This is a genomic window from Corynebacterium stercoris, assembly GCF_024160105.1.
Taxonomy (GTDB): Bacteria; Actinomycetota; Actinomycetes; order Mycobacteriales; family Mycobacteriaceae; genus Corynebacterium; species Corynebacterium stercoris.
Genome location: NZ_JAMFTQ010000008.1, coordinates 31973 through 54379, shown reverse-complemented (window position 1 = coordinate 54379; position 22407 = coordinate 31973). Strand labels below are relative to the sequence as shown.

General features: G+C 68.1%; 23 protein-coding genes. 1 reads left to right on the top strand and 22 read right to left on the bottom strand.

The features are described from left to right. Positions 1 to 11 precede the first annotated feature (11 nt). The 16 genes from M5J20_RS07595 to M5J20_RS07520 form a co-directional block, all read right to left on the bottom strand. Complete coding sequence (locus M5J20_RS07595; RefSeq protein ID WP_253578154.1) at positions 12 to 626, bottom strand: histidine phosphatase family protein; 615 nt, start codon at positions 624 to 626, stop codon at positions 12 to 14. Further along, positions 623 to 1945: a glutamate-1-semialdehyde 2,1-aminomutase gene (gene hemL / locus M5J20_RS07590; RefSeq protein WP_253578152.1), complete on the bottom strand. Its 1323-nt coding sequence runs from the start codon at positions 1943 to 1945 to the stop codon at positions 623 to 625. The genes M5J20_RS07595 and hemL overlap by 4 nt, the downstream gene beginning before the upstream one ends. A 26-nt stretch (positions 1946 to 1971) precedes the next feature. Continuing rightward, a complete protein-coding gene (locus tag M5J20_RS07585; RefSeq protein ID WP_253578150.1) occupies positions 1972 to 2781 on the bottom strand; it encodes a DedA family protein in 810 nt (269 codons plus the stop codon). Positions 2782 to 2809: 28 nt separating this feature from the next. Beyond that, positions 2810 to 3397, bottom strand: a complete 588-nt coding sequence (locus M5J20_RS07580; RefSeq protein WP_253578148.1) for a hypothetical protein — start codon at positions 3395 to 3397, stop codon at positions 2810 to 2812. Continuing rightward, positions 3390 to 4046, bottom strand: a complete 657-nt coding sequence (locus M5J20_RS07575) for a MerR family transcriptional regulator (protein WP_253578146.1) — start codon at positions 4044 to 4046, stop codon at positions 3390 to 3392. The genes M5J20_RS07580 and M5J20_RS07575 overlap by 8 nt, the downstream gene beginning before the upstream one ends. Before the next feature lie 38 nt (positions 4047 to 4084). After that, positions 4085 to 4474 (bottom strand): DUF3224 domain-containing protein, encoded by a 390-nt coding sequence (locus M5J20_RS07570; RefSeq protein ID WP_253578143.1) that lies wholly within the window; start codon positions 4472 to 4474, stop codon positions 4085 to 4087. 21 nt (positions 4475 to 4495) lie between these two features. Further along, positions 4496 to 5908: a protoporphyrinogen oxidase gene (locus M5J20_RS07565; RefSeq protein WP_253578141.1), complete on the bottom strand. Its 1413-nt coding sequence runs from the start codon at positions 5906 to 5908 to the stop codon at positions 4496 to 4498. A gap of 3 nt (positions 5909 to 5911) precedes the next feature. After that, a complete protein-coding gene (gene hemE / locus M5J20_RS07560; RefSeq protein ID WP_253578139.1) occupies positions 5912 to 6961 on the bottom strand; it encodes a uroporphyrinogen decarboxylase in 1050 nt (349 codons plus the stop codon). A 60-nt stretch (positions 6962 to 7021) separates the two neighbouring features. Further along, positions 7022 to 9595: a heavy metal translocating P-type ATPase gene (locus M5J20_RS07555; protein WP_253578137.1), complete on the bottom strand. Its 2574-nt coding sequence runs from the start codon at positions 9593 to 9595 to the stop codon at positions 7022 to 7024. 7 nt (positions 9596 to 9602) lie between these two features. Continuing rightward, positions 9603 to 10097, bottom strand: coding sequence for a hypothetical protein (locus M5J20_RS07550; RefSeq protein WP_253578135.1), 495 nt, complete (start codon positions 10095 to 10097; stop codon positions 9603 to 9605). A gap of 24 nt (positions 10098 to 10121) precedes the next feature. Further along, entirely contained in the window at positions 10122 to 10706 is a 585-nt protein-coding gene (locus M5J20_RS07545) for a hypothetical protein (RefSeq protein ID WP_253578134.1), read from the bottom strand. 10 nt (positions 10707 to 10716) lie between these two features. Beyond that, positions 10717 to 11778: a porphobilinogen synthase gene (gene hemB, locus M5J20_RS07540; protein ID WP_253578132.1), complete on the bottom strand. Its 1062-nt coding sequence runs from the start codon at positions 11776 to 11778 to the stop codon at positions 10717 to 10719. 33 nt (positions 11779 to 11811) lie between these two features. Continuing rightward, positions 11812 to 13548 (bottom strand): bifunctional uroporphyrinogen-III C-methyltransferase/uroporphyrinogen-III synthase, encoded by a 1737-nt coding sequence (locus tag M5J20_RS07535; RefSeq protein WP_253578130.1) that lies wholly within the window; start codon positions 13546 to 13548, stop codon positions 11812 to 11814. Between the two features lie 140 nt (positions 13549 to 13688). Next, positions 13689 to 14585, bottom strand: coding sequence for a hydroxymethylbilane synthase (hemC, locus tag M5J20_RS07530; RefSeq protein WP_253578128.1), 897 nt, complete (start codon positions 14583 to 14585; stop codon positions 13689 to 13691). Positions 14586 to 14619: 34 nt separating this feature from the next. Beyond that, positions 14620 to 15933 carry a glutamyl-tRNA reductase gene (locus M5J20_RS07525; protein WP_253578126.1) on the bottom strand — a complete coding sequence of 438 codons (1314 nt, stop codon included), beginning with the start codon at positions 15931 to 15933 and terminating at the stop codon, positions 14620 to 14622. Between the two features lie 44 nt (positions 15934 to 15977). Then, a complete protein-coding gene (locus M5J20_RS07520) occupies positions 15978 to 16241 on the bottom strand; it encodes a glutaredoxin family protein (protein ID WP_253578218.1) in 264 nt (87 codons plus the stop codon). A gap of 53 nt (positions 16242 to 16294) precedes the next feature. Between M5J20_RS07520 and M5J20_RS07515 the strand changes: the two genes are divergently transcribed. After that, positions 16295 to 17314, top strand: a complete 1020-nt coding sequence (locus M5J20_RS07515; RefSeq protein WP_253578124.1) for an HAD-IB family hydrolase — start codon at positions 16295 to 16297, stop codon at positions 17312 to 17314. A 10-nt stretch (positions 17315 to 17324) separates the two neighbouring features. Here the strand turns inward: M5J20_RS07515 and M5J20_RS07510 are convergent, their stop codons facing one another. The 6 genes from M5J20_RS07510 to M5J20_RS07485 all read right to left on the bottom strand — a co-directional run bounded on the left by M5J20_RS07510 (position 17325) and on the right by M5J20_RS07485 (position 22401). Next, positions 17325 to 18641 (bottom strand): NADH:flavin oxidoreductase, encoded by a 1317-nt coding sequence (locus tag M5J20_RS07510; protein ID WP_253578123.1) that lies wholly within the window; start codon positions 18639 to 18641, stop codon positions 17325 to 17327. Between the two features lie 180 nt (positions 18642 to 18821). After that, complete coding sequence (locus M5J20_RS07505; protein ID WP_003855542.1) at positions 18822 to 18923, bottom strand: 30S ribosomal protein bS22; 102 nt, start codon at positions 18921 to 18923, stop codon at positions 18822 to 18824. A 232-nt stretch (positions 18924 to 19155) separates the two neighbouring features. Then, the gene (locus tag M5J20_RS07500; protein ID WP_253578121.1) at positions 19156 to 19347 is read right to left on the bottom strand and encodes a helix-turn-helix domain-containing protein; all 192 of its coding nucleotides are present in this window, start codon (positions 19345 to 19347) and stop codon (positions 19156 to 19158) included. A gap of 173 nt (positions 19348 to 19520) precedes the next feature. After that, positions 19521 to 20333 carry a pyrroline-5-carboxylate reductase gene (proC, locus tag M5J20_RS07495; RefSeq protein WP_253578119.1) on the bottom strand — a complete coding sequence of 271 codons (813 nt, stop codon included), beginning with the start codon at positions 20331 to 20333 and terminating at the stop codon, positions 19521 to 19523. A gap of 56 nt (positions 20334 to 20389) precedes the next feature. Further along, positions 20390 to 21442, bottom strand: coding sequence for an Rv0497 family membrane protein (locus tag M5J20_RS07490; protein ID WP_253578117.1), 1053 nt, complete (start codon positions 21440 to 21442; stop codon positions 20390 to 20392). Beyond that, positions 21442 to 22401, bottom strand: coding sequence for a Ppx/GppA family phosphatase (locus tag M5J20_RS07485; RefSeq protein ID WP_253578115.1), 960 nt, complete (start codon positions 22399 to 22401; stop codon positions 21442 to 21444). Before M5J20_RS07485 ends, M5J20_RS07490 begins: the two co-directional genes overlap by 1 nt. Positions 22402 to 22407: the final 6 nt, after the last annotated feature.

The window sequence follows — 22407 nt, the reverse complement described above, 5'->3', positions numbered from 1 at the left end:
AAACGTGCGCGCTAGATGTGCGCGGCTGGCGTTGCGTACGACCAGTCAATAACACGCTCACCGTCGAACACAAGTGAGGTCACGCTGGCGAGGTCGCACTCGCGCTTCACGTGCGGCAGCATTTTGCCCTGCACGTGGCGCTGCACCATGACGATCGGCAGCTGGTGGCTCACCAGCACCGCCTCGCGGCCCTCGGCCTTCTTCCGTGCCGCCTCGACACCGGCGAGCATGCGGGCGAGGATCTCCTCGTAGGGCTCGCCCCAGCTCGGCTCGAGCGGGTTGGTCATGTGCCGCCAGCGCAGCGGGTTAATCAGCTGGCTGCGCCACCCCTTGGTGCGCAGGCCCTCGAAGGTGTTGGCGGACTCAATGACGTCCGCCACCGTGTCCACCTCCAAGCCCGTCACCGCGGCGATCGGCTGGGCGGTCTCCTGCGCGCGCTCCAGGGGGCTCGCACCCAGGTAGACCACGTCGCGGCCGGCGAAGAACTGCGCCGTCGCCGCCGCCATCGAGCGGCCGCGCGAGCTCAAGTGGTAGCCCGGCATGCGGCCGTAGAGCACTTTCTTGGGGTTGTACACCTCGCCGTGGCGGACGAGGTGCACGGTGGTTGTTGCTCCGATCGTCGTCACGCGTGGGCCCCTGCCTGCGCGGCAGCGCGCGCGGCCGGGACCAGCGCCTCCTCGATCCTGCCGAAGTCCTCCGCGGTGAGCGCGGTGGAGATGAACCAGGTCTCGAACGCGCTCGGCGGGGCGTAGACACCGTTATCCAGCAGAGCGTGGAAGAAGGGCGCGTAACGGAAGGTGTCGGCGGCCTTCATGTCGTCGAAGTTGTGGCCCTCGCCCTCGCCGAAGCGCACGGAGAGCATGGTGGAGGCGCGCTGGATGTGGTGGGCCACGCCCTCGCGAGCCAGCGCGTCGGAGATGAGCCCCTCGAGGGTGTCGGCGTTGCGCAGCAGCACCGGGTAAATGTCCTCGGAGGCGAGGCGCAGCGACGCCATGCCCGCGGCCATCGCCACCGGGTTACCGGACAGGGTGCCCGCCTGGTAGACGGGGCCGTTCGGGGCAAGCTTCTCCATGATCTCGCGGCGCCCGCCGAACGCCGCCGCCGGCAGGCCGCCGGAAATGACCTTGCCAAACGTGGTCAGGTCACCCGCTACACCGTCCACCCCGTACCAGCCGGAGTAGGAGGTGCGGAAGCCCGTCATCACCTCATCCAGGATCAGCAGCGCACCATTCGCGTGGCAGAGCTCTTTCAGCTTCGCGTTGAAGTTGTCCTGCGGCGCGACGGTGCCCATGTTGCCGGCGGCCGCCTCCGCGATCACGCAGGCGATCTCGCCCGGGTTCTGCTCGAACGCGCGGCGCACCGCCTCGAGGTCGTTGTACGGCACCACGATCGTGTCCGCGGCCTGCGCGCCCGTCACGCCCGGCGAGTCCGGCAGCGAGAACGTGGCCAGGCCGGAGCCCGCGGCGGCGAGCAGCGCGTCCACGTGGCCGTGGTAGCAACCGTCGAACTTCACAATCTTCGGCCGGCCCGTGAAGCCGCGCGCGAGGCGCACCGCGCTCATGGTGGCCTCGGTGCCGGAGTTGACCATGCGCACCTCTTCGACGCTGGTGCGCTCCACGATCATCTCGGCGATCTCGACCTCGGCCTCCGTCGGCGCGCCGAAGCTCAAGCCGTTGACCAGGGCGTGCTCGACAGCCTCGATGATTTCGGGGCGCGCGTTGCCGTGCAGCATCGGACCCCAGGAGTTGACGAGGTCGACGTACTCGTTGCCGTCGACGTCGATAAGCTTCGAGCCCTGCGCGTTCGCGATGAAGCGCGTCTGCCCGCCTACCGAGCCGAACGCGCGCACCGGCGAGTTCACCCCGCCCGGGGTCAGCGCGAGCGCGCGCTGGTACAGCTCCTTCGAGCGGGCAGTATTGCTTGACGACGCTTGATTCACAGCCATAAGGCCCAATCCTAGGCCACCGGCAGTTACTGGCCCGCGCTGATCGCGTTGCCCACGCCCTCCGCCTCGGCGCGCTGCTTCTTCGACTGGTTGCGGAAGATGCCCCAGAAGATCACAACCATCAGGCCGATCGCGATCCAGTTCGCCACCTTCGCGTACTGCTCCAGCACGAACACCACCGGCTCACCGATCCACCAGCCGAGCGCGAAGTACATCAAAGACCACAGCGTCTTCGAGATGAAGTCCAGCACCATGAACTTCCACAGCGGCATCCCAGTCATGCCCATGAGCACAAACACCACGAACGCGATCGGCAGTGGGATGGGCACGTACGCGAGGAAGATGCCCAGCCAGCCGAGCTTGTGCGCCCAGCCCTCGACGCGTTGGATGTTCTTGGCCGCGCGCGGGGAGTTGGATGCCTGCACGTCCAGGATGCCGCGGCCCCACAGTTTGCCGGCCCACCAGTAGACCCAGTCGAACTTGATGGCCACCACGGAGCCGATGAGTAAGTACGCCAGCCAGTGCGGCGCCTCCCCCACCGCGGCGAGCGCGCCGGTAGATGCCGCGCCGATGCGCGAGCCCGTCAGCGCCAGCATGATCGGCGGATCGAGGCCCAGCAGCCACGCGCGCAGCGGGATCATCGCCAGGCCGAACAGGCCGACGAAGCCGAACCAGCCCAGGCACCAGTAGTCCTCTTTCGTGGGCTTGGAGTTCCACGGCAGGCCGTCTTCCTCCCACCACTCCTTCTCGGCCGGCTCGGCCGGGGCGGCCGAGGTGCCGGGTGCAGCGGGCTCGTGCGCGGGCTCTGCGTGCGCGGCGTCGCGGTTGTCGCTCATAGGTGAACAACGTAGCGCAGCCTGCGCCTTAGAGCTCTACCCCGCCCGCATAAAAACGCAACCGGGTCACCGGCTCGGTGCGCACCTTCTGCCAGGGGTAGGTGTCGTGCGCGGCGTCCACGGGTTCTCGCAGCTCAAGGAACAGGTCCGTGCCGGCCGGGCCGCCGAGGGCCAGCTCGCCGTCGCCCAACGCGACATCGGAGGCGAAGCTCCGATCCCGTCGCACCGCCGCCACCGTCTCGCGGGGAACCGCGGCGAACACCTTCCGACCCCTGCGCAGCACAATCTCCTCGTCGGTGACGTAGCTCGGCCGCACCCGCTCGCTGGCCACCAGCGCCCACACAAACACCACGCCCCACACCGACACCACGAACGCTACGATCCGCACCGTGCCCGGCGGCAGCAGCAGGTGCACCGCCACGATCTCGACGAGCATGATCGCCGTAAGAAACCCCAGCATCTGCAGCCGCCCGGGCTGGTGCGGCAGCGCCGCCGCACCAGCCGGAACCTCAACTCGCCCGCGCATCCACCGAGCCAGATCCCGGTACAGGCTCAGCTCGTAGCGCGCAGCCCGCACACCGGGGTGGCGCTGCACCAGCTCCCACGCCCTACGCATCGAACTCCCCGGCCAGCGCCTCAAGCGCGGCCCGCTGCTCCCCGCGCAACCCGAACTCCGCAGGCGTCAGCGGCAAGTCCCCGGGTTTAAGCGTCTCCCCCACCCCGCGCATCACGGTCTGCGGCAGCAGGGCTTTGCGCTTTTCGACGTTCATTTCACCCGCCCAGACTTTCGCGAACTCCCTGGTCGCCGCCACGCAGGCGGGGTCGGTGAGGTTCGCGCGCAACTGCTGCCAAGTAGCTTCGGTGGCCACACCCGCAACAGCCATGAGTTCAAACTGCTCGAGCTCTGCCCGGGCGTAGGGTGAATCGCCGAAAGCGGCAAGGAACACCTCGCGCACGTCTACGGGCACGCCGAGCGGGGCAGCCTGCAGGGCGAGGAGGCGCTTGCGCTGCTGTTGGAGGTGGGAAATGCGATCGTCGAGAAGCGAAATGGAGCGCTCCACCGCGTCCGCCCGGTGGATGTCCGCAACCGCGACCCCCGCATCGATGAGCGCCCGCGCGCGGAGGACGGCGGCGAGATCCGCGGCCGAGTAGTCGCGGTAGTTGCCGCTGGTGCGGGCGGGCTCGGGGACGGCGCCCGTCTCGTGCAGGTGGCGGATCGCGCGCACGGAGCAGCCGGCGGCCGCGGCGACCTCAGAAATCTTCACAGCGCCAGTCTGAACTATGACGCCGCGTGAGGGTCAAGCTATGCGGGAAGCTCGTAGCGCAGGGCGTACGCGTGCGTGCCCTCGTCGTCGACGCTGAGCTCGAGCTCGCCGGCGATCCCCTCAAGCTCGCCGGAGCCGGAGGCGGGGACGATGGTGTAGCGCAGCTCGTCGGCCCCGTCGACCATGGTGCCGTACTGGTGGAAGGCGAAGCCGCCGGCCCGCCCGTCGAGCGAGCCCTCGAACACCTCGAGCGCGGTGTAGGCCGCGGTCCCGGTGCTCGGGTCGCCCGCAGAGAGCATCTCACCCGCGCTGGTGCCGGCGAGGCCGCCGTGCCAGTGCTTCGTGAACTGGAAGCGGCCGAGCTGGCCGCTGGCCTCGGCGGGCGCCAGGTCGACGTCGAAAGTGCCGGTGGCAGTCAAAGTGTGCATGCCCCCGAACGTACCGGGGTTTTAGCGCAGCTGCTGCGCTGCGGCGCGCGCCTGGGCGATCACAGCAGGCACGCCGACGCCGCCGACCCACGCGCCGACCACGGCAATGTCTTCGGGCAGCGCGGTTGCGACGTCGGCGACGGTGGCGAGGTGGGTTTCGTCGTAACGCGGGATGCCGCCGAACCAGCGCTGCACGTAGATCTCCTCGAGCCCGGCCTCGCGCCCGTCGAAGCCGGTGATGGCCTCGAGGTCGTCGAGCGCCCAATCCACGAGGTCGTCCTCGGAGGCGCGCAGCGCGACGTCGTCGCCGAAGCGGCCGAAGCTCGCCCGCACGAGTGCCCCGCCGCGCTCGGCGAGGTGCGGCCACTTGCGCGAGGACAGGGTGAACGCCTTCGCGCGCACACCTTCCTCCCCCGCCGCGACGAGGATGCCGGAATTCTGCGGCAGGCCCTCGTCGGTGGCGAAGCGCATGCCCACGACGGCCGAGTTCGCCAGCTTCACGGAGCTCAAGCGTGCCGACGCTTCCGGGGCGATCTGCTTGAGCAGCAGCGACGCGGTCGGGGCGGGCACGGCAAGCACGACGCGGTCGTAGACAATGTCCTTGCCGTCCTCGTCACGCTCCCCGCCCTTGAGGGTGAAGCCCTCCCCGTGGTCCTTATTCCCGTGGAGAGGTTTCAACCTCTCCACCCCCGAGATGAACGCGTCGACGTAGATGTCCGCCCCGGACTTCTCGGCGAGCAGTTCGTACACTTCCTGGTAGCCCTCGCGGAAGGCGTTGAACACGGCGCCCTGGCCGGTCGGCAGCTCCTTGCGGGCTCGCTCCAGGTTGGCCACGGCGCGCGAGAGGTGCACGGGGCCGTCGGCGGCCAAGCGGTCGAACTCGGCGGCGAGCTGCGGGATGGTGGCGCGTACGCCGAGATCATCGGCCGCGCAGGAGTACACGCCGCCCAAGAGCGAGGTCACGACGTTGTCCACCACCTCGTCACCGTAGCGCTGACGCACCAGCGTGCCGACGTTCACATCCTGGCCCGGTTCCCACTCGAAACCGGGTTGCTCGCCCTCCGCGTCGATGCGCGCGGCGGTCTCGGCGGAGACGAGGTGCGCGACCGGCTCTGAGGTCGCGGGGATGCCCATGATCCCGGCGCGCGGCAGCGGCTCCAGGCGCCCGTCGACGTACACGAGCGAGCCCAGTCCGGAGGGTTCCACCAGCGAATCGCCTAAGCCCAGCTCGGTGAAGAAGTCGACCGCGTCGGTGCGCCGCGCCATGAAGGCCTCGGCGCCCATGTCGGTCGGCCCGGCTTCGAAGGGCACGGTGAACAGCTTGCCGCCGAGGCGGTCGGTGGCCTCGTACACGTCCACCTCGTGGCCGGAATCGCGCAGTTCGTAGGCTACGGTCAGGCCGGCGAGGCCGGCGCCGATGATTGCGATGCGCATGGGTTACGCCTCCTCGTGGATGATGCGGACGGCCTCGGTGATGGCGTCTGCGTCGGTGGTGGGCAGAACGCCGTGGCCGAGGTTGAAGATGTGGCCGGTGGCGGTACCGTCGGCAAGCGCTTGCCCCGCCTCGCCCTTGATGCGCGCGACTTCCCTGCGCACCACGTCGGTGCCGGCGAAGAGCAGCGCGGGGTCGAGGTTGCCTTGCAGCACGCGCGGGGAGGAGAAGCGGCGCGCGGCGACGTCGAGCGGCACGCGCCAGTCCACGCCCATGACCTCGGAGCCGGCGTCGGACATCGCGCCGAGGAGCTCGCCGGTGGCCACGCCGAAGTGGATGCGCGGGATTTCGCCGGCGACGGATTCGAGGATCTCAGTCGAGTACGGCAGGACGTGCTCGCGGTAGTCGGCCTCGGTGAGGAAACCGGCCCAGGAGTCGAAGAGCTGCATCGCGTCGATGCCGGCCTCCACCTGCGTGCGCAGGAACGCCACGATGGTGGGCACGAGCTTGCGCATCAGCGCGTGCCACGTCTCCGGCTCGCCGTGCATCATGGCCTTCGTCTTCTCGTGGTTCTTGCTCGGCCCGCCCTCGACGAGGTAGCTGGCCAGCGTGAACGGCGCGCCGACGAAGCCGATGAGCGCCTGGGTGTCGGTCAGCTCGTCGAGGATGATCCGGATCCCCTCCGCAACCTCCCGCACGCTGTGCTCGAGGACAGGAAGCTTATCGACGTCCGATTTCGACCGGATCGCCTCCCCCATCACCGGGCCGCGGCCGGGCACGATCTCCACATCCACGCCCGCGGCCTTGAGCGGCACCACGATGTCGGAGAAGAGGATTGCGCCGTCCATGTCGTGGCGGCGCACCGGCTGCATGGTGATCTCGGCGAGGAGCTCCGGCATGAAGCAGGAATCCAGCATGGCGATGCCCTCGCGCACCTGGCGGTACTCCGGCAGCGAGCGGCCCGCCTGGCGCATGAACCACACCGGGGTGCGGCTGGGGGTGCGGCCGTAAGCGGCCTCGATGAGCGGGGCGTTGGACAGGTCGCGTCTGGTCATGGTTGCTAAGCCTACCGCCGGCGCGTTCCGGCACCGGCCGCGTGTCGCCGACGCGCGGCGCTACTGCGGGAAGCGGCGCGCGTTGATGGAGCGGTACTCGATGATCAGGGAGCTGCCCAGCATGAGCAGCGTCGCGCCCATCGGCGGCATGACGCCGAACGCGGCCAGGCCCACCGCCACCACGTTGTACAGGTTGGCGAAGATCATGTTCGAGTCGATGATCCGGCTCACGCGGCGGCCGTGTTCGATGACTTGGGGCACGGCGGAGACGTCGTCGCGGATCAGCACCACGTCGGCGACGGTCTCGGCGCGTTTGAAGCCGCGGTCGAAGAACTCGTCCTCCGCGTAGATGATGCCCACGTCAGCCACCGCGACCACGTCCATGACGCTGGCCGTGCCCACGACGGCCATGTTCGCCCCGCGCGTGTGCAGCTGGCGCACCGCGCCCGGTTTGTCCTGCGCCGTGATGCCCGCCAGCACCGAGGTGATGCCCATCATGTCCGCGAAGCGCCGCCCCACCGCGTACGTGTCGCGGGTGAGCATGACGGTGTTCACGCCCATCGCCTCGAGGCGGTCCACGGCCTCGATGGCGTCGCCCTTCGCCGGGTCGTGCAGCGTGATCACGCCGCGGTCCTTGCCCTTCCAGCGCACCACGATCGGCGCGCCGCCGGTCGTCGCCGCCATGGCGAGACGGCCGCTGAGGCGCGAGAGGTTCGTGGGCCGCCACAGCACCGCGTCCAGGTAAGTGGTCTGCTCCTCGCCCGCCTTCTCGTGGTGGTTGGCGGCCGGGCGCACGATGACGCGGCCCTCGCAGCGGCCGTCGGCGTGGATGTTGGAGGATTCCGGCTCGACGCGCCACGGCAGGCCGAAGCCCTTGGCCTCGCGGGCGGCGGCCACAATCGCGCGCGATGCCGGGTGGTTCGACTCCACCAAGAGCGCCGCCGCGACGAGCAGGACGAGTTCCGAGTCCTCGCCGCGGGCGGCGGTGACGGTCTCCACCGTCATCTCGCGCTCAACCAGCGTGCCGACGCGGTTAAACACCACCGTGTCCACGTCGTCCAGGTTGCGCAGCGTGGTGCCGTCGCGGACCAGGATGCCGTTGCGGGCGGCGGCCTCGATGCCGTTGCGTGTCGCCAGCGCCGGCGAGATTGCGAGCGCCACCGGCGCGATCACGGCCAGGATCGCCAGCGCGGTGGAGAAGGCGGCGTTGTAATCGCCGGTGAACAGCAGCCACAGGCCGAAGTCCAGCACCGCCAGCACGTAGGCCGTCGGAATGAGCATGCCGGCGGACTTGGTGGACAGCATCGTCGCGGCGTTTTGGCGCTTCGTCGCGTCCGCCACCCAGCGGCTCACCTCGGCCCAGCGCGTGGCGTGGCCCGTACGGTCCGCGCGCACCTTCAGGTTGCCGCGCTCCACGCGGGAGCCGGCGGCGATGCGGTCGCCCACCTTCACCTTGGTGTGGGTGGGATCGTCGAAAAGCAAATGGCTCACGAGTGCGGTGCCGCCGATGATCTCGCCGTCGACGGGCACGATCGCCCCGCGGCCGAGCTGCACGTCGTCGCCGCGGTTGATTTCGGAGATCGGCAGCGACTCCTCGGTGTGCTTGCCGCGGCGCGTCACGGTGTACTCCGTTTCCGCAGGCGGGGTGAGGCGCTCCATGCGGTCGACGAGGCGCTCGCCGACGCGCTTCGTGTTGTAGCGTCCCACGAGTAGCAGCATGGTCACGCCGCACGCGACGTCGAGGAAGAGCTCGATGTCCTCGCCGCGGCGCGTGGGCATCCAGCCGCCGGAAGATGTCCAGCCGATCTCGCCCGCGCCGGTGAACAGGAGTGCCGCGGCGGACCACACGTAGGCGGCGAGCACCGCGATCGAGCTCGCGCCATCGAGCGCCGACATGCCGCGGCGCACACCGCCCGCCATCGCGCGGTGGAACGGCAGCGCGCACCACAGCGCCACCGGCGTGGCCAGCGCGAAGCACAGCCACTGCCAGCCCGGGAACTGCAGCGCCGGGCCGTAGCTGAGCACGATCACCGGCAGGGAGAGCACAATCGCCATCACCAACCTGGTGGGGGTGACCAGGTCGCGCGCGGTGAAGAGCACGTCCGAGTTCGAAGCGGAACGAGTGGCGCGGCGGACGAAGCCCGCCTCTCTGGCCGCGGTGATTTCCTCCTGCGCGTGCTTGCGTCGCTTCCGGATGCGCCCCGACATGCCGCGAGTGCTCAAGCGCGGCGAGCGGCGCTCCATCTCGCCGCGCAGCGCGCGGCGGCGCAGGGTGGCGTCCGTCATAGTGGCGGTGACACCGAACGCCTGAAAAACGTCTTCGAGCCGCTCCGGGTCCAACTCCGCGGGCGCGGTGATCCACGCCATCGAGCTGGAGTAGTTCAGTTGCGCCAAGACACCCGGGGTCGCCTCGAGCGCTTCCTCGATGTCCGCGAGCTGAGGTCCGTCCTGCAGGCCGGTGAGCTCGTAGGCGTAGGAGGCGTTCGCGCGGGAGTAGCCTTCGTCGGCAAGCCAGGCGCTGTCCGGCTCGATGCCGGCGAGGCGGGCGGCCTCGCGCGCCTGCTCGATGGAACTGGTGAGGGCGCTCGGGGCGGTCTCGTCCCCGGGGCGGCCGTTCGCGATATCGGTGGGCACGGCGGCGCTACTCCACGCCTTGCCAGAGGTCGCCGCTGCGGTGATCCACAAACGCGTTCGCGGCGGGGCGGAACATGAAGAACACCGCCAGACCGAGCAGCACCACGATCACGAACGCGGACCAGCCGCTCACGCCCACGTAGAAGCCGGCGAAGTTCAGGAAAATGGTCAGGCCGATCATCCCGGACGCCCAGCGGCGCGCGTTCTTGGAGCCGCGCTCGAAGTAGGACGCGAACGCCGCGAGCGCCAGCGCGAGCACGATGTTGCCCACGGCAACGATGCGCATGTTCGAGGTGAAGGACCCGCGCAGGTCCGGGTCAATCTCCGCCGGCACGCCCACCTTGAACATGAGCATGCTGGTCAACAGCATCACAATCGCGGCGAGCAGCACCAGCCAGTAGCCGATGCGCAGCGACTCGGGCCACGCCTCCGCGGGTCCGTCCGTGTAGCGGCGGTTCCTGTCGTTCGGGTCCGCCACCATCGTCGGAAACATGCCTGCCATGTCCGAAACGCTCCTTCTTGCGGGTTACGCGCCGCCCGCACGCCCGCGCGGCGGTTCATCGCCGGGCAGGTAGTCGAGCGTCTCCTTCTGGGAAGCGTAGAACAAGCCCAACACGCCCGCCACGGCGAGGATGATCTGGATAATGCCGTCGAAAGCGTAGAACGCGATCGGCACGGCAGTCGATGCCGGGCGCATCATGAACAGCGCGAGCGCCCGCAACGCGAAGAAAATGGAGAAGATCTGCAGTACCCGGCGCGCGTTCGGCGCCCACTTCTTCCGCCGCGCCAGCGCCACCAGGGCTGCGGTGAACAGCCCGAGGAACGCGAGTTGGATCAGCGCCATGATTGCCACCGACGTCCACACGCCGGTGTTGAGCATTGCGTCGGTAATGTCCTGCCCCCGCGCCTTGGCCGCGCTGCGCGCCGACTCCTTCAGCGGCGAGGGATCCAGCACCGCCGAAATAACGGTGAGGATCTGGTGCAGCAGCTCGCCGGCGATCATCACCGCCCAACAAACCAGCATGTAGCGCACGGACTCCGGGGCACCATTGCTTTTCGACGGCTCTTTCACAGCCGCCGGTTCCACACGACTGCCCGAATTGGGGTTCACGGGCGGGAGGCTAACCATTGGCCCGCCCGGAGGTGATCTCCCGCGCCGCCTCGATGGCGTAGTAGGTGAGAATCTGGTCCGCGCCGGCGCGCTTGATGGAGATGAGCGCCTCCATCATCGTCGGCTCGAAGTCGATCCAGCCGTTGAGGCCCGCCGCCTTGAGCATCGCGTACTCGCCGCTGACCTGGTACGCGGCCACCGGCACCGGAGACATCTCCGCCACCTTGGTCAGCACATCCAGGTACGGCAGGGCGGGCTTGACCATGACGAAGTCGGCGCCCTCGTCGATGTCCAGCTGCGTCTCCAGGAGGGACTCGCGGATGTTGGCCGGATCCTGCTGGTAGGTGCGGCGATCCCCCTTGAGGGAGGAGCCGACCGCGTCGCGGAACGGGCCGAAGAACTTGGAGGCGTACTTCGCCGAGTAGGCCATGATGGCCACGTCCTGGAACCCCTCGGCGTCGAGCGCCTCGCGGATCACGGCGACCTGGCCGTCCATCATGCCGGACGGGCTCACAATGTGGGCACCGGCGCGGGCTTGGGCGAGCGCCATGTCGCGGTAGAGCGGCAGGGTGGCGTCGTTGTCCACCACCTCGCGGCCCCAGCGGTCTGTGGTGACTACGCCGCAGTGGCCGTGGTCAGTGAACTCATCGAGGCAGGTGTCCGCCATGATGAGCAGGTCGTCGCCGAACTCCTCGCGCAGCAGGCGCAGGTTCCGGTTAAGCACCCCGTCCTCGTCCCATGCGACGGAGCCGGTGGCATCCTTGTCCTCGTCCAGCGGCACACCGAAGAGATCGACGCAGGTCACGCCGGCCTCGAGGGCCTCGTGGCAGATCGCCTTCAGGCTGTCCGGGGTGTGCTGGTACACCCCCGGCATGGAGCTGATCTCGCGGCGCTCCGTAATGCCGTCGGCCACGAAGAGCGGGAGGATGAAGTCCGCCGGGTCGAGGCGGGTCTCCGCCGCCAGCGCCCGCAGCTGCGGGTTCTGGCGCAGGCGGCGAGGGCGGCGCAGCAGGCCGTAATCCTGCTGTGCGTCGAGCTGGGGATCCTGGGGGGTCTGCGGTTCCAACACCATGCGCCCCATCTTAGGACCAGCCCAGTGAGCGACCTACTCGCCGTCCGTGGAGTCCGCGGAGTCCGCAGCGGCGGCAGGCTTGCGGCGCGCGCGGCGCTTCTTGCGCGGCGGCGGCAGCTGGCCGGCTGCGCGCAGCTCCGCCACGTGGGCGGCCAGCGCGTCGACCAGGTGCGGCACGTCGGCGACCTCGGGGACAACGTCGACACGCAAGCCCTGCTCGCGAGCCTCTGCCGCGGCCATCGGGCCGATGCAGGCGATGATGGTGCGCTGGTGCGGCTTGCCCGCGATGCCCACCAGGTTCTTCACGGTGGATGCGCTGGTGAAGCACACGGCGTCGAAGCCGCCGGTCTTGATCATGTCGCGCACCTCGGGCGCGGGAGGGGCGGCGCGGACGGTGCGGTAGGCCACCACGTCGTCGACTTCCCAGCCCTTCTCCACGAGACCGTCGACAAGCACGTCGGTGCCCAGGTCGGCGCGCGGCAGCAGCACGCGGGACACCGGGTCGATGTCCTCGACGTACTCGGGGAACACCTCGACCAGGCCGGCTGCGTTCTGCTTGGTGCGGTGCGGCAGCACCTCCGGGAACATGCCGCGGGCGCGGACGGCGTCGGCAGTCTTTTGCCCCACCGCTGCCAGGTGCACGCCTGCGAAGGAGCGCGCGTCGAGGCCAAGCTCCTCGAACTTGTCCCACACCGCGTCGACAGCGTTGGTGGATGTGAACACGACCCACTGGTAGCGGCCCTCCACGATGCCCTTGATCGCGCGGTCCATCTGCGCGGGGTTGCGCGGGGGCTCCATCGAGATCGTCGGTACCGACTGCGGAATCGCACCGTAGGAGCTCAGGCGGGCGTTCATCGGCCCTGCCTGCTCCTTCGCGCGCGGCACGAGCACGCGCCAGCCGTAGAGGGGGCGGTTCTCCCACCAGGAGTACTTGGCCCTTTCGTCGGCAATCGTGCCGAGGGTGACCACCAGCGCGCCGGAGAGGTCCGCGTCGAGCTTGGCCACGGTCTGCAGCGTGGCATCGAAGGTGCGCTGCAGGCGGGTCGTGCCGTGCGTGGTCACCGTCACCGGGGTGGAGCCGGCGAAGCCGCGCTGCATGAGCTGGTCCGCCATCTCCGCGAGGTGCTCCTGCGCAGCCTGGAACACCAGCGGCTGCGGGGCGGTGGCCAGCTGATCCCAATCCACGGACTCGTTGGCCAGGTCAGTCTCGGTATACGTGGAGCCCAGCGCAATGCCGGCGAACGACGGCACCGTCGACGGCAGGGACATGCCCGGCACCACCTGGAACTCCAGGCCGGCGGCGGCCACGGCGGACACCTCAGCCATCACGGAATCCCTGGTCAGCGGGTTGCCGCACACGAGGCGGATAACATCGCCGTCCCCGGCCTCGCCGCGCTCGATCGCCTCGGCGGAGGCCTCCAGAGCATCCTGGAGCTTGTCGACGATCGCACCCTCACCAGTCTCAACCTCAACCAGCTCCGCAGCCGTCGGATCTTCCGGCTTCGCTGGCTTGCGGCGGGCACCGGCCTCTTTGGCCTCGGCAACCATCGCTTCGTACTCGGCTTTCGCCTGCTCCAGCTTGGTTTGCGGGACCGGCAGCTGCGCGGCGACGACGTTTCGGACCCCCTGAGACACTTCCGGATCCACCAACGCGATAGCATTGGATTCCAATACCTCGCGAGCGCGGATGGTGAGCAGGTCAGGGTTGCCCGGGCCCGCACCGACGAAGATGACCTTCCCCGGCGGGCGCGTGGTAGAGGGCGATGTCATGGAACCACTTTTCTATGGCACGAATGAGTGATCCCGGCGACGCGGAGCCCGCAGGCCCGCCGTAACGCCGAGACCGAAAAGACGTATGGTATCTCCACCTTAAAGTGGATAGCGCTTGAAACCAAAAAGAGCTAAGCAGCTTAGCCCTCGGCCGGCTCGCGCATGAGTTCCGCCGCGCCGCGCTCAAGCAGCGCCTCCGCGACCTCCACACCCAGCGAGTCCGCGTCGGTGCCGCGCTGCGTTTCCACCAGCTGGCCGCTGCCGTCGAGGGCGTAGACGCCGGCGGTGAGGGTGATGGACCCGGCATCGATCGTCGCGTACGCCGCAACCGGCGCCGTGCAGCCAGCTTCGAGCGTGGCCAGCACGCGGCGCTCCGCCGCCGCGCAGGCGTAGGAGTTGGCACAGCACAGCGGGTCGATCACGGCGCGGGTGGCCTCGTCGTCAGAGCAGCACTCAACCGCCAGCGCGCCCTGCGCCGGCGCCGGCATGAGCACCTCGGGCGCGAACACCTCGGTGGCGCGCTCGGCGTAGCCGCCGCGGCTCAAGCCCGCGAAGGCGAGGATGATCGCGTCCAGGTCGCCCTTCTCCACATACCCCATGCGGGTCTCGATGTTGCCGCGCAGCGGGCGAATGTCCAGGTCGGGGCGCAGCGCGCGGAGCTGCGACACGCGCCGCGGGGCGGAGGTGCCCACGCGGGCGCCGTGGGGGAGATCGTCGAAACGCATGCCGTCGCGGGCGATGAGCGCCTCCCGGTTGTCCTCGCGCGCAGGCACGATGAGGTGCGCGCGCGGTTCGGGCGCGGTGGGGAGGTCCTTGAAGGAGTGGACGGCGATGTCGACGGTGCCGTCGAAGAGCGCGTCGCGCAGCGCGGACGTGAACACGCCCACGCCGATGCGCTCGACGGGAGCCTGGGAGAGGTCGCCGGGGGTGGTCACGATCTGCAGCTCGGCCTCGTGCCCGGCGGCGGTGATCGCGTCGCGCACGTGTCCGGACTGGGTGGTGGCCAAGTGGGATCCGCGGGTGCCGATCCGCAACATGAGGACTCCTTTATCTTGCGTGCGCAGCACGCGGCTAGTTCAGTTCTTGCGGCAGCGGCAGCCGCTGGGCATCGACGGCGATGGCGGCGCGATCCAGCCCGAAGAGCTGCTCGATGACCGCATCCACGCGCACGGCCTCGTCGGAGGCGGCGAGCTCCTTGATCTTCACCGTCGGGGTGTGCAGGAGCTTGTCCACGATCCTCTTCACCGCGCGGGTGATCTGCTCGAAGTCGTCATCGTCCACGTGGGCGAGCTTCGCACGGAGGCGCTCCAGCTCGAGGTCCTGGACCTCGCTCGCCGTTTGGCGCAGCTTCGCCACCGCCGGGGCGACGTCGCGCACGCGCTGCTGCGCGCTGAACGCCTCAACTTCTTCGGCGACGATGCGCTCCGCCGCCTCGAGCGCGGAGGCGTCCTGGCCGGACATGCCGCCGCGGGTGGTGTGCAGGTATTCGATGTTGATGAGGTGCACGCCGTCGCGCAGCGAAACGTCATCCGCAATGTCGCGCGGCAGCGACAAGTCCACGAGCACGGCCGGGCCGGAGAGGTCCTCGGCGGTGATGGTGAAGCCGTCGGATGCCGTGGCGGAGACAGTAATGTCCGCTCTGGCTACGGCCCCGGCGCGGGCGTTGAAGTCCACGACCTCCGCCGGCACCCCGGCCTCGCGGGCGTGCTCCGCCAACCGCTCCGCGCGCGAACGGGTGCGGTTGGCGATGATCAGCTTCGCTACTCCGCGCTTGCCCAGCTGCGTCGCCGCGAGCGAGCTCATCGCGCCGGCACCCAGCACCAGCGCCGTCTTGCCCTCGAAAGACTCCGCGCCGAGCACCTTCAGCGCCTCGTCGAGGGCGAAGGTGACCATGGAATTGCCGGCGTCGTCAATGCCCGTTTCCGTGTGCACGCGTTTGCCGGTGTGCAGCGCGGTTTGCGCGAGCAGGTGCAGCGTCGGGCCCACGGTGCCGCGTTCGGCGGCATCCAGGTAGGAGGTGCGCACCTGGCCGATGATCTGCTGCTCCCCCACCACCATCGAGTCCAGGCCAGAAGCGACGGTGAGCATGTGCTCCGCGGCGGCGTCGGCGTAGCGCACATAAAGATAGGTGCGCAACTCCGCCTCGGACACCCCAGAAATATCGGAGAGCACTTCGAGCACGTCCTGCACGCCGGCGTGGAACGCGTTCGTCATCGCGTAAATCTCGAGGCGGTTGCAGGTGGAGATGATCATCGCCTCGGACACGGAGGGCTGCTTCAGCAGCGCTTCACTGGTGTGGTGCTGCACCGCGTCATCCATACTCAGCCGCTCAAGCAACGATACCGGCGCTGACCTGTGGGACATCCCCACGACGAGTACGCTCACGCAATCCCTCCGTTTCGGTGCATATCAAACTAAAGGATACCCCGCTAGCGGGCAAGTTCCGCCGCCAGCTCCGCGTTATCCACCTCCCAGCAGGCGAACTCCTCCCCGTCGATGCACACCACCGGCACACGGTCGCCAAACTCCGCGGCGAGCTCGGGGTCGCTGTCCACGTCCACGAGCACCAGCCGGGCATCATGCGTGCCGACGATCGGAGCAATCTGCTCAGCCACCCTCGCACACGACCCGCACGTCTCGCGCACCATCAACTCAACCAACCGCACCGTGGGACCTCCTTCTCGCGGTACCATGACCACGCGTACCCCTAAGACGCTAACACCCGGAGAAAGGCAGTTGCCCCCGCATGGCCGAGCCCAACGAATTGCTCGCTCACTGGTCCGTCTCGCACGGCAACCTGCGCCGTTTCTTCGAGGACCTCGCGCTGCCGCCTATCGACGAAACCACGCAGCGCGCCGCCGGCGAAGCCGCCGCCGCCGCTGCGATCCAGGAGACCTTCGGCATCGACATCGCCGATTTCTCCACCGGCGTCGACTCCGTGGGCGGGGCGTTCGCCACCGCGGGGCGCCCGAAGCTGACGCAGCCGGACCCGGACGTGCCGCAGGATGCCGGCGCGGCCGCGTTCTTCGACATCGACAACACGCTGGTCCAGGGCTCCTCCCTGATCCTGCTCGCCGAAGAGCTGGCGAAGCGACGCTACATCCCAATGCGCGAGCTCGTGCCCGCCCTGGTCAAACAGATTCGCTACCGCGTCTCCGGTTCCGAGAACGCCGACGATATTGCGTCGGGGCGCGAGCAAGCCCTAAGCATCGTGAAGGGGAAGTCGGTGGAAGAGCTCAAGGCGCTGTGCAAAGACATCGTCGACCGGCAGATGCTGAACAAAGCCTATGAGGAGACGATCGAGCTGGCGGCGATGCACATCGCCGCAGGCCAGCAGGTATGGCTCGTGTCCGCGACGCCGGTCCAGATCGGACAGGCGCTTGCAGAGCGGCTCGGCTTCACCGGCGCACTGGGCACCGTGGCCGAGGAGGAGAACGGCGTGTTCACGGGCCGCCTGGTGGGCGACATCCTCCACGGCCCCGGCAAGAAGCACGCCGTGGCGGCGCTCGCGGCGATCCAGCGGCTGGATTTGGCCAAGTGCACCGCCTACTCGGACAGCATCAATGACCTCCCGATGCTTGAGATGGTGGGCTCGCCGGTGGCGATCAACCCGGATCGGGACTTGCGTCGGCACGCGAAAGCTCAAGGGTGGCTGGTGCGCGACTACCGCTCGATGCGCAAGATGGCGCGCGCATACGTGATCCCCGCGGCCGTCGTCGCAGCAGCGGGGATCGTGTTCAGGCGCCGGCGCCGCCAACGCAGCTAGCGCCTGCGACCTACATGCCGTACTTTGCCTTCTCCTTGGCGCTCATGCCGTCGTACATGGAGCCGGTTGCGGACGCGGTCTCGTCCGGACGGATCTGACGGTCAGCCGGGGTGGCCGCGTAGTCCGGCGAGTAGACGCAGTGGGTGCGGCCGAACACGGACGGCATGCAGTAGTTGTTGTGGTCGCACAGCGTCTGATACTGCGGGTTCGCAGCGATCTTCTGAATCATGTCCGGCTCACGCAGCAGCGCGCGGCCGATCTCGAAGAACTCGAAGCCCTCCGCGTAGCCCTTCTCGAAGTGCTCGCGCTGGGTCAGGCCGCCGAGCAGGATCAGCTTCGAGTTCTTCACCTTGTCCAGGAACTGGCGGGCATCCTTGTACATGTACATGTCCTCGTACGGGAAGTTGCCCAGCATCGGCTTGCCGAACATCTTCACACCCACGTTGAACGGGAACGGCATGTGCTGGGCGAAGCCGTCCACCGGCACGTCACCGCGGAACAGCCACATCTGGCGCAGCACGGAGGAACCCTGGGTGAGCAGGATGGCATCGACGTTGCCGTCGGCGTCCAGCATCTGAGCAGTCTGCAGGGAATCCGGCAGGATGATGGAGCCCGGGATGCCGTCGGTCATGGACATCTTGGCGATGATGGCGACGTCATCGCCCACGCGCTCCTTCACGGCAGTGGAGATCTCGCGGACGAAGCGGGAGCGGTTCTCAATGTTGCCGCCGTACTCGTCGTCGCGGCGGTTGATCCACGCGGACAGGAACGACGACGGCAGGTAGAGGTGGCCGAAGTGCAGCTCGAGGGCATCGAAGCCGGCCTCGGCAGCCAGCTCGGCGGCGTCGGCGAACTCGCGGATCGCCTGGTTAATCTCGTTCTTGGAAATGCCCTTGCAGTAGTTGAAGCTGGTCGGGTTGATGAACTTGCTCGGCGCCCACGGGGTCTCGCCGATCAGCGGGCGGGTGGCCACCGGGCCGGCGTGGCCCAGCTGCGCGGACGCCTTTGCGCCGTGCGCGTGCATGGTGGCGGTGAAGTCCTTCAGGCCCGGCAGGGAGTCGCGCTCCATGAGGATCTGGCCCGGGGCGGAGAAGCCGCGCGGGGAGGTGGCGCAGTACGCCAGGGTGGTCATGCCGATGCCGCCGGCGGCGAAGCCCTCGTGGTACGCGATGAGCTCATCGGTGACCTTGCCGTCCGGGGAACGGCCCTCGGAGGTGGCGGCCTTGATGAAGTGGTTGCGCAGCTCCACCTTGCCGAGAGTGGTGGGCTGGAAGATCTCGCTCGGGTCCTTGTGCGGGGTGTTCTGCGGGTTGTTCGCGGTGGTCACGTGAGGGTCCTTTCGGAGGTGTCGAGGACAGTTACCTACGATCTATTTTAAGTGGCAAATGTCTTGCATGGCGACGTACCCCGGAAACCTCCCCCGCTCTTTGCCCACCCTAACCTGCGAAAACACAAAAGGCCCGCAGCCGGGGTGACCGGCACGGACCTTGAATGAGTGCTGCGAGGCTTACTTGCCAAGCTTACGACGCTGCACGCGAGTGCGGCGGAGCATCTTGCGGTGCTTCTTCTTGGACATGCGCTTGCGGCGCTTCTTGATCACAGAACCCATGGGGTTGCCTCGTTTCTCTCTAGGTACATGTACTTGTTCGCCTGCGCGTGAAGCGGCGGCCGGTTACCCGAACCGCGATTGCTCGGCCGAGGTGCACACTCGCCCAAGCCGCGCGAGCAAGAATGGTCTAAAGCATACAGCCCGCCGAAGTGAGCACAAAAAAGTCCGGCGCCATCCCCGTTACGGGACGGCGCCGGCGCTACAGCTGCGTTGCACGTGCTCCTGGCGGAAACTATCCAACGTCGTAGACGGAGGACTCCAGGTATTCGCCCACTGCTGATTCGCTGACGCGGAACGAGCGGCCCACACGGACTGCCGGCAGCTCGCCGGAGTGCACAAGCCTGTACACGGTCATCTTGGAAACGCGCATGATCTCCGCGACTTCCGCAACTGTAAGGAACTTGCCCTTTTCATCATTGGCCATTGTTAACTTAACCTTTCGCACGTCAACGCGCTGTAGGCTTCCCCTCCCACAGGACGGACACGCACGTGCTTGAACAAGCCTAGCGTGAATGGTGGGCCAGTCGCGACTTAAGTGGCATTGTTTTTACAAAGTGCTGAAAGTTCGCTGGTGTTTTCTCCTGATATCGGATGTGACTAGCGTTGCGAGAGCTCGTCGGCACGCTTGCTGCACGCCTCCGTCGCCCGGTACACGGCGCCCCGCAGCCCGGACTCCTCGAGCTCCCGGATCGCCGCGACCGTCGTACCCGCCGGGGAAGACACCCCCGCCCGGAGCGCCACCGGATCCGACTTCTGCTCCAGCATCGCGCCGGCACCCGCGGCCGTGGCGCGGGCCAGCTCGCTCGCCAGATCGCGGGGCAGACCGAGGGACACGCCGGCGTCGATGAGCGCCTCAGTGAGTAGGAAGTAGTACGCCGGGCCGGAGCCTGAAAGGGCGGTCACCGCGCTGAGCTGGGATTCCTCTACCTCGACCACGTGCCCAGCCGTGGCGAGCACCTCGCGCACGGCCTCGCGCTGATCGTTCGCGACGTAGCGTCCGTACGCGACCGCGAGCACGCCCTTGCCAACCAGCATCGGGGTGTTCGCCATGACGCGCACGATCGGCGCGCCGGCCGCGGGCACGACCTCTTCCATTGTGGTGAGGGTGACGCCGGCTGCCATCGAGACGATCACTGTGTGCACATCGGCCGCGGCGATTACCTCGCCGATCTCGTCGAGCAAGTCCGGCACTTGCGCCGGCTTCACGCACAGCACCACCATGTCCGCATCCGTCGCGGCCTGGCGGTTGTCCTCGGCGGTTTCGATGCCGTAGCGGTCCGCCAGCTGCTGGGAGCGCTCCGCGGAGCGGTTCGTGGCGACGATAGTCTGCGGATCCGTGCCCGCACCGACCAACGCCGCGATCAGCGCCTCGCCGATGTTGCCGGCGCCGATGATTGCAATTTTCTCCATGCCCTTAAGCCTAAGACTCGGGGGCGAAAAACGGGCAGTGACGGTGCGTTGAGCTCCTAGAGCAGCGCAGGACCGAACGCCGCGACTGCTGCGGCGAGGCCTGCGAGCGTCATCGTGAGGCCGTCGCGGCCCGTGCGCATCGCGCGCACGCCGAACACCACGCCGGCGACGACGACAGCCGCGATGATCGCGGCAACGATTGCCGAGGTGTTCGCCCACACCCACTGGAACAGCAGGAATCCGAGGATGCCCACGACCACGCCGAGGAACACGAGCAGTACCAGCACAATCGGGTTGATCGAATCTTCCTCGATCTCGATCTCATCCGCCGGCACCGTGTCCAGTTTCTCGCGCTCGCGCACGACAACAGGCTCTGCCGCAGCCGGCTCGTCCTTCGGGTCGCGCTCGAAGTCGCGCTCGAACGTGCCCTCCGGTTTGACCTCGACGAAATCCTCCGCGAACGGGTCGAACGATTCCTCCTGCTTCGCCGGAGCCGGTTTGGTCGCGGTCGGCTTGGTCTCAGTCGGCTTCGCCGCGGCGGGAGTCGGCGCGGCGAGCTTCGCAGTGTCCGCCGGCTTCTCGGCATCCGCGGGGCGGTCCTTGACCGCCTTCATCACGACGGTCTTGTCCTCGGCCTCTGCTTTCGGGGCGGCAGGCTTCTTCGCCTCGGGCTTCGGGAAAGGCTTCGGGGCGGGCTGCTTTTCGACGGTGGGTTTCTCAACCTCGACCTTCACCACAGCGGGCTGAGTCTCGGCGGCCTTGGGGGCCGCGGGTTTGGTGGCAGTGGTCTTAGCCTCAGCCGGCTTCGCAGCTTCCGGCTTCGCCGCGGCCGGTTTGGGTGGAGTGATCCTCGTCGACGCCGGCTTCGCAGCTTCCGGTGCAGCCGGCTTTACCGGCGCGGCAGGTTCGGGGCCGTCGATGGGCACGCTCGAGTGCTTCGGCTCGACGGGGCAGGCGTCAACCTTCTTGAGGGAGCCGGTGAGTTCGGCGACGGAGACACCGCCCTCCTCGAGACTGCGGCGGCGACGGCGGCGCTTGCCCGCCTCCGGGTTATCCTGCTGCGCCTTGGCCAGGATTTCCGCGACGGTGAGCTGCTTGTTCTCAGCCATCAGGCATCGTCTCCTTTGTTGTCGCCCTGGCCGTGGTCTTGGTCGATCCACTTCAGAACTACGCCTTCGCGCAGCGCCCACGGACAAATTTCCAATTTATCAATATTTAAGGCGCGCATCGCGGCTTCGGCGACCAAAGCGCCGGCGACAATCTGGTGGGAGCGATCAGAGTTGATGCCCTCGAGCTCCGCGCGGTCGGCGGCGGTCATGCGGGAGATGAACGCGATCAGCTGGCGCAAACCCGGCGCGGTCAGGGTGCGCTTCACGTACGGGCCAGCGGAAGACGGGGCCGCACCGGTCAGGCGGGCTAGAGAGCGGAAGGTCTTCGACGTACCCACTGCCAGGGCAGTGTCGCCGCCGATCGCCTTGAACTGCTCGGCGGGGCCGGCGAGCTCTGCGTCGATGAAGTCCCGCAGCAGGTTGATTTTCTTGCGCTCCGGCGGGTCGGTGTCGAACCACTCGTGGGTCAGGCGGCCTGCGCCGAGGTCAAGCGAGACGGCGAGATCCGGAAGTTCCTCGGTACCGGTGGACATTTCGAGCGAGCCGCCGCCGATGTCCAGGTTGGTGATGCGGCCGGCGGACCAGCCGTACCAGCGGCGCGCCGCGAGGAACGTCAGCTTGGCCTCTTCTTCGCCGGTAAGTACGCGCAGACGCACGCCGGTTTTCTTCTCCACACGCTTGAGCACGTCGTCGGAGTTCGTCGCGGAGCGAACCGCGGAGGTGGCGAAGGCGAGGAATTGCTCGCACTTCAGGTTGTTGGCGAGGTCGCCGGCCTCTTCAACGGCGTCGATGAGCTTGTCGACGCCCTTATCTTCGATGTTGCCGTCCTTGTCCAACAGCTCGACGAGGCGCAGAGGCTGCTTCCAGTCCGACATCGGGGTGGGGCGGCCACCGGCTTTGGCATCCACCGCCACCAAGTGGACGGTGTTGCTGCCTACATCCAATACACCTAAACGCACACCGCC

Excerpts from the sequence above, each read along its gene's own strand:
- hemL (WP_253578152.1), bottom strand. The coding sequence starts at position 1,945 with ATGGCTGTGAATCAAGCGTCGTCAAGCAATACTGCCCGCTCGAAGGAG.
- M5J20_RS07585 (WP_253578150.1), bottom strand. The coding sequence starts at position 2,781 with ATGAGCGACAACCGCGACGCCGCGCACGCAGAGCCCGCGCACGAGCCC.
- M5J20_RS07580 (WP_253578148.1), bottom strand. The coding sequence starts at position 3,397 with ATGCGTAGGGCGTGGGAGCTGGTGCAGCGCCACCCCGGTGTGCGGGCT.
- M5J20_RS07570 (WP_253578143.1), bottom strand. The coding sequence starts at position 4,474 with ATGCACACTTTGACTGCCACCGGCACTTTCGACGTCGACCTGGCGCCC.
- M5J20_RS07565 (WP_253578141.1), bottom strand. The coding sequence starts at position 5,908 with ATGCGCATCGCAATCATCGGCGCCGGCCTCGCCGGCCTGACCGTAGCC.
- hemE (WP_253578139.1), bottom strand. The coding sequence starts at position 6,961 with ATGACCAGACGCGACCTGTCCAACGCCCCGCTCATCGAGGCCGCTTAC.
- M5J20_RS07550 (WP_253578135.1), bottom strand. The coding sequence starts at position 10,097 with ATGGCAGGCATGTTTCCGACGATGGTGGCGGACCCGAACGACAGGAAC.
- hemB (WP_253578132.1), bottom strand. The coding sequence starts at position 11,778 with ATGGTGTTGGAACCGCAGACCCCCCAGGATCCCCAGCTCGACGCACAG.
- M5J20_RS07535 (WP_253578130.1), bottom strand. The coding sequence starts at position 13,548 with ATGACATCGCCCTCTACCACGCGCCCGCCGGGGAAGGTCATCTTCGTC.
- hemC (WP_253578128.1), bottom strand. The coding sequence starts at position 14,585 with ATGTTGCGGATCGGCACCCGCGGATCCCACTTGGCCACCACCCAGTCC.
- M5J20_RS07520 (WP_253578218.1), bottom strand. The coding sequence starts at position 16,241 with ATGGTACCGCGAGAAGGAGGTCCCACGGTGCGGTTGGTTGAGTTGATG.
- M5J20_RS07515 (WP_253578124.1), top strand. The coding sequence starts at position 16,295 with ATGGCCGAGCCCAACGAATTGCTCGCTCACTGGTCCGTCTCGCACGGC.
- M5J20_RS07505 (WP_003855542.1), bottom strand. The coding sequence starts at position 18,923 with ATGGGTTCTGTGATCAAGAAGCGCCGCAAGCGCATGTCCAAGAAGAAG.
- M5J20_RS07500 (WP_253578121.1), bottom strand. The coding sequence starts at position 19,347 with ATGGCCAATGATGAAAAGGGCAAGTTCCTTACAGTTGCGGAAGTCGCG.
- proC (WP_253578119.1), bottom strand. The coding sequence starts at position 20,333 with ATGGAGAAAATTGCAATCATCGGCGCCGGCAACATCGGCGAGGCGCTG.
- M5J20_RS07490 (WP_253578117.1), bottom strand. The coding sequence starts at position 21,442 with ATGGCTGAGAACAAGCAGCTCACCGTCGCGGAAATCCTGGCCAAGGCG.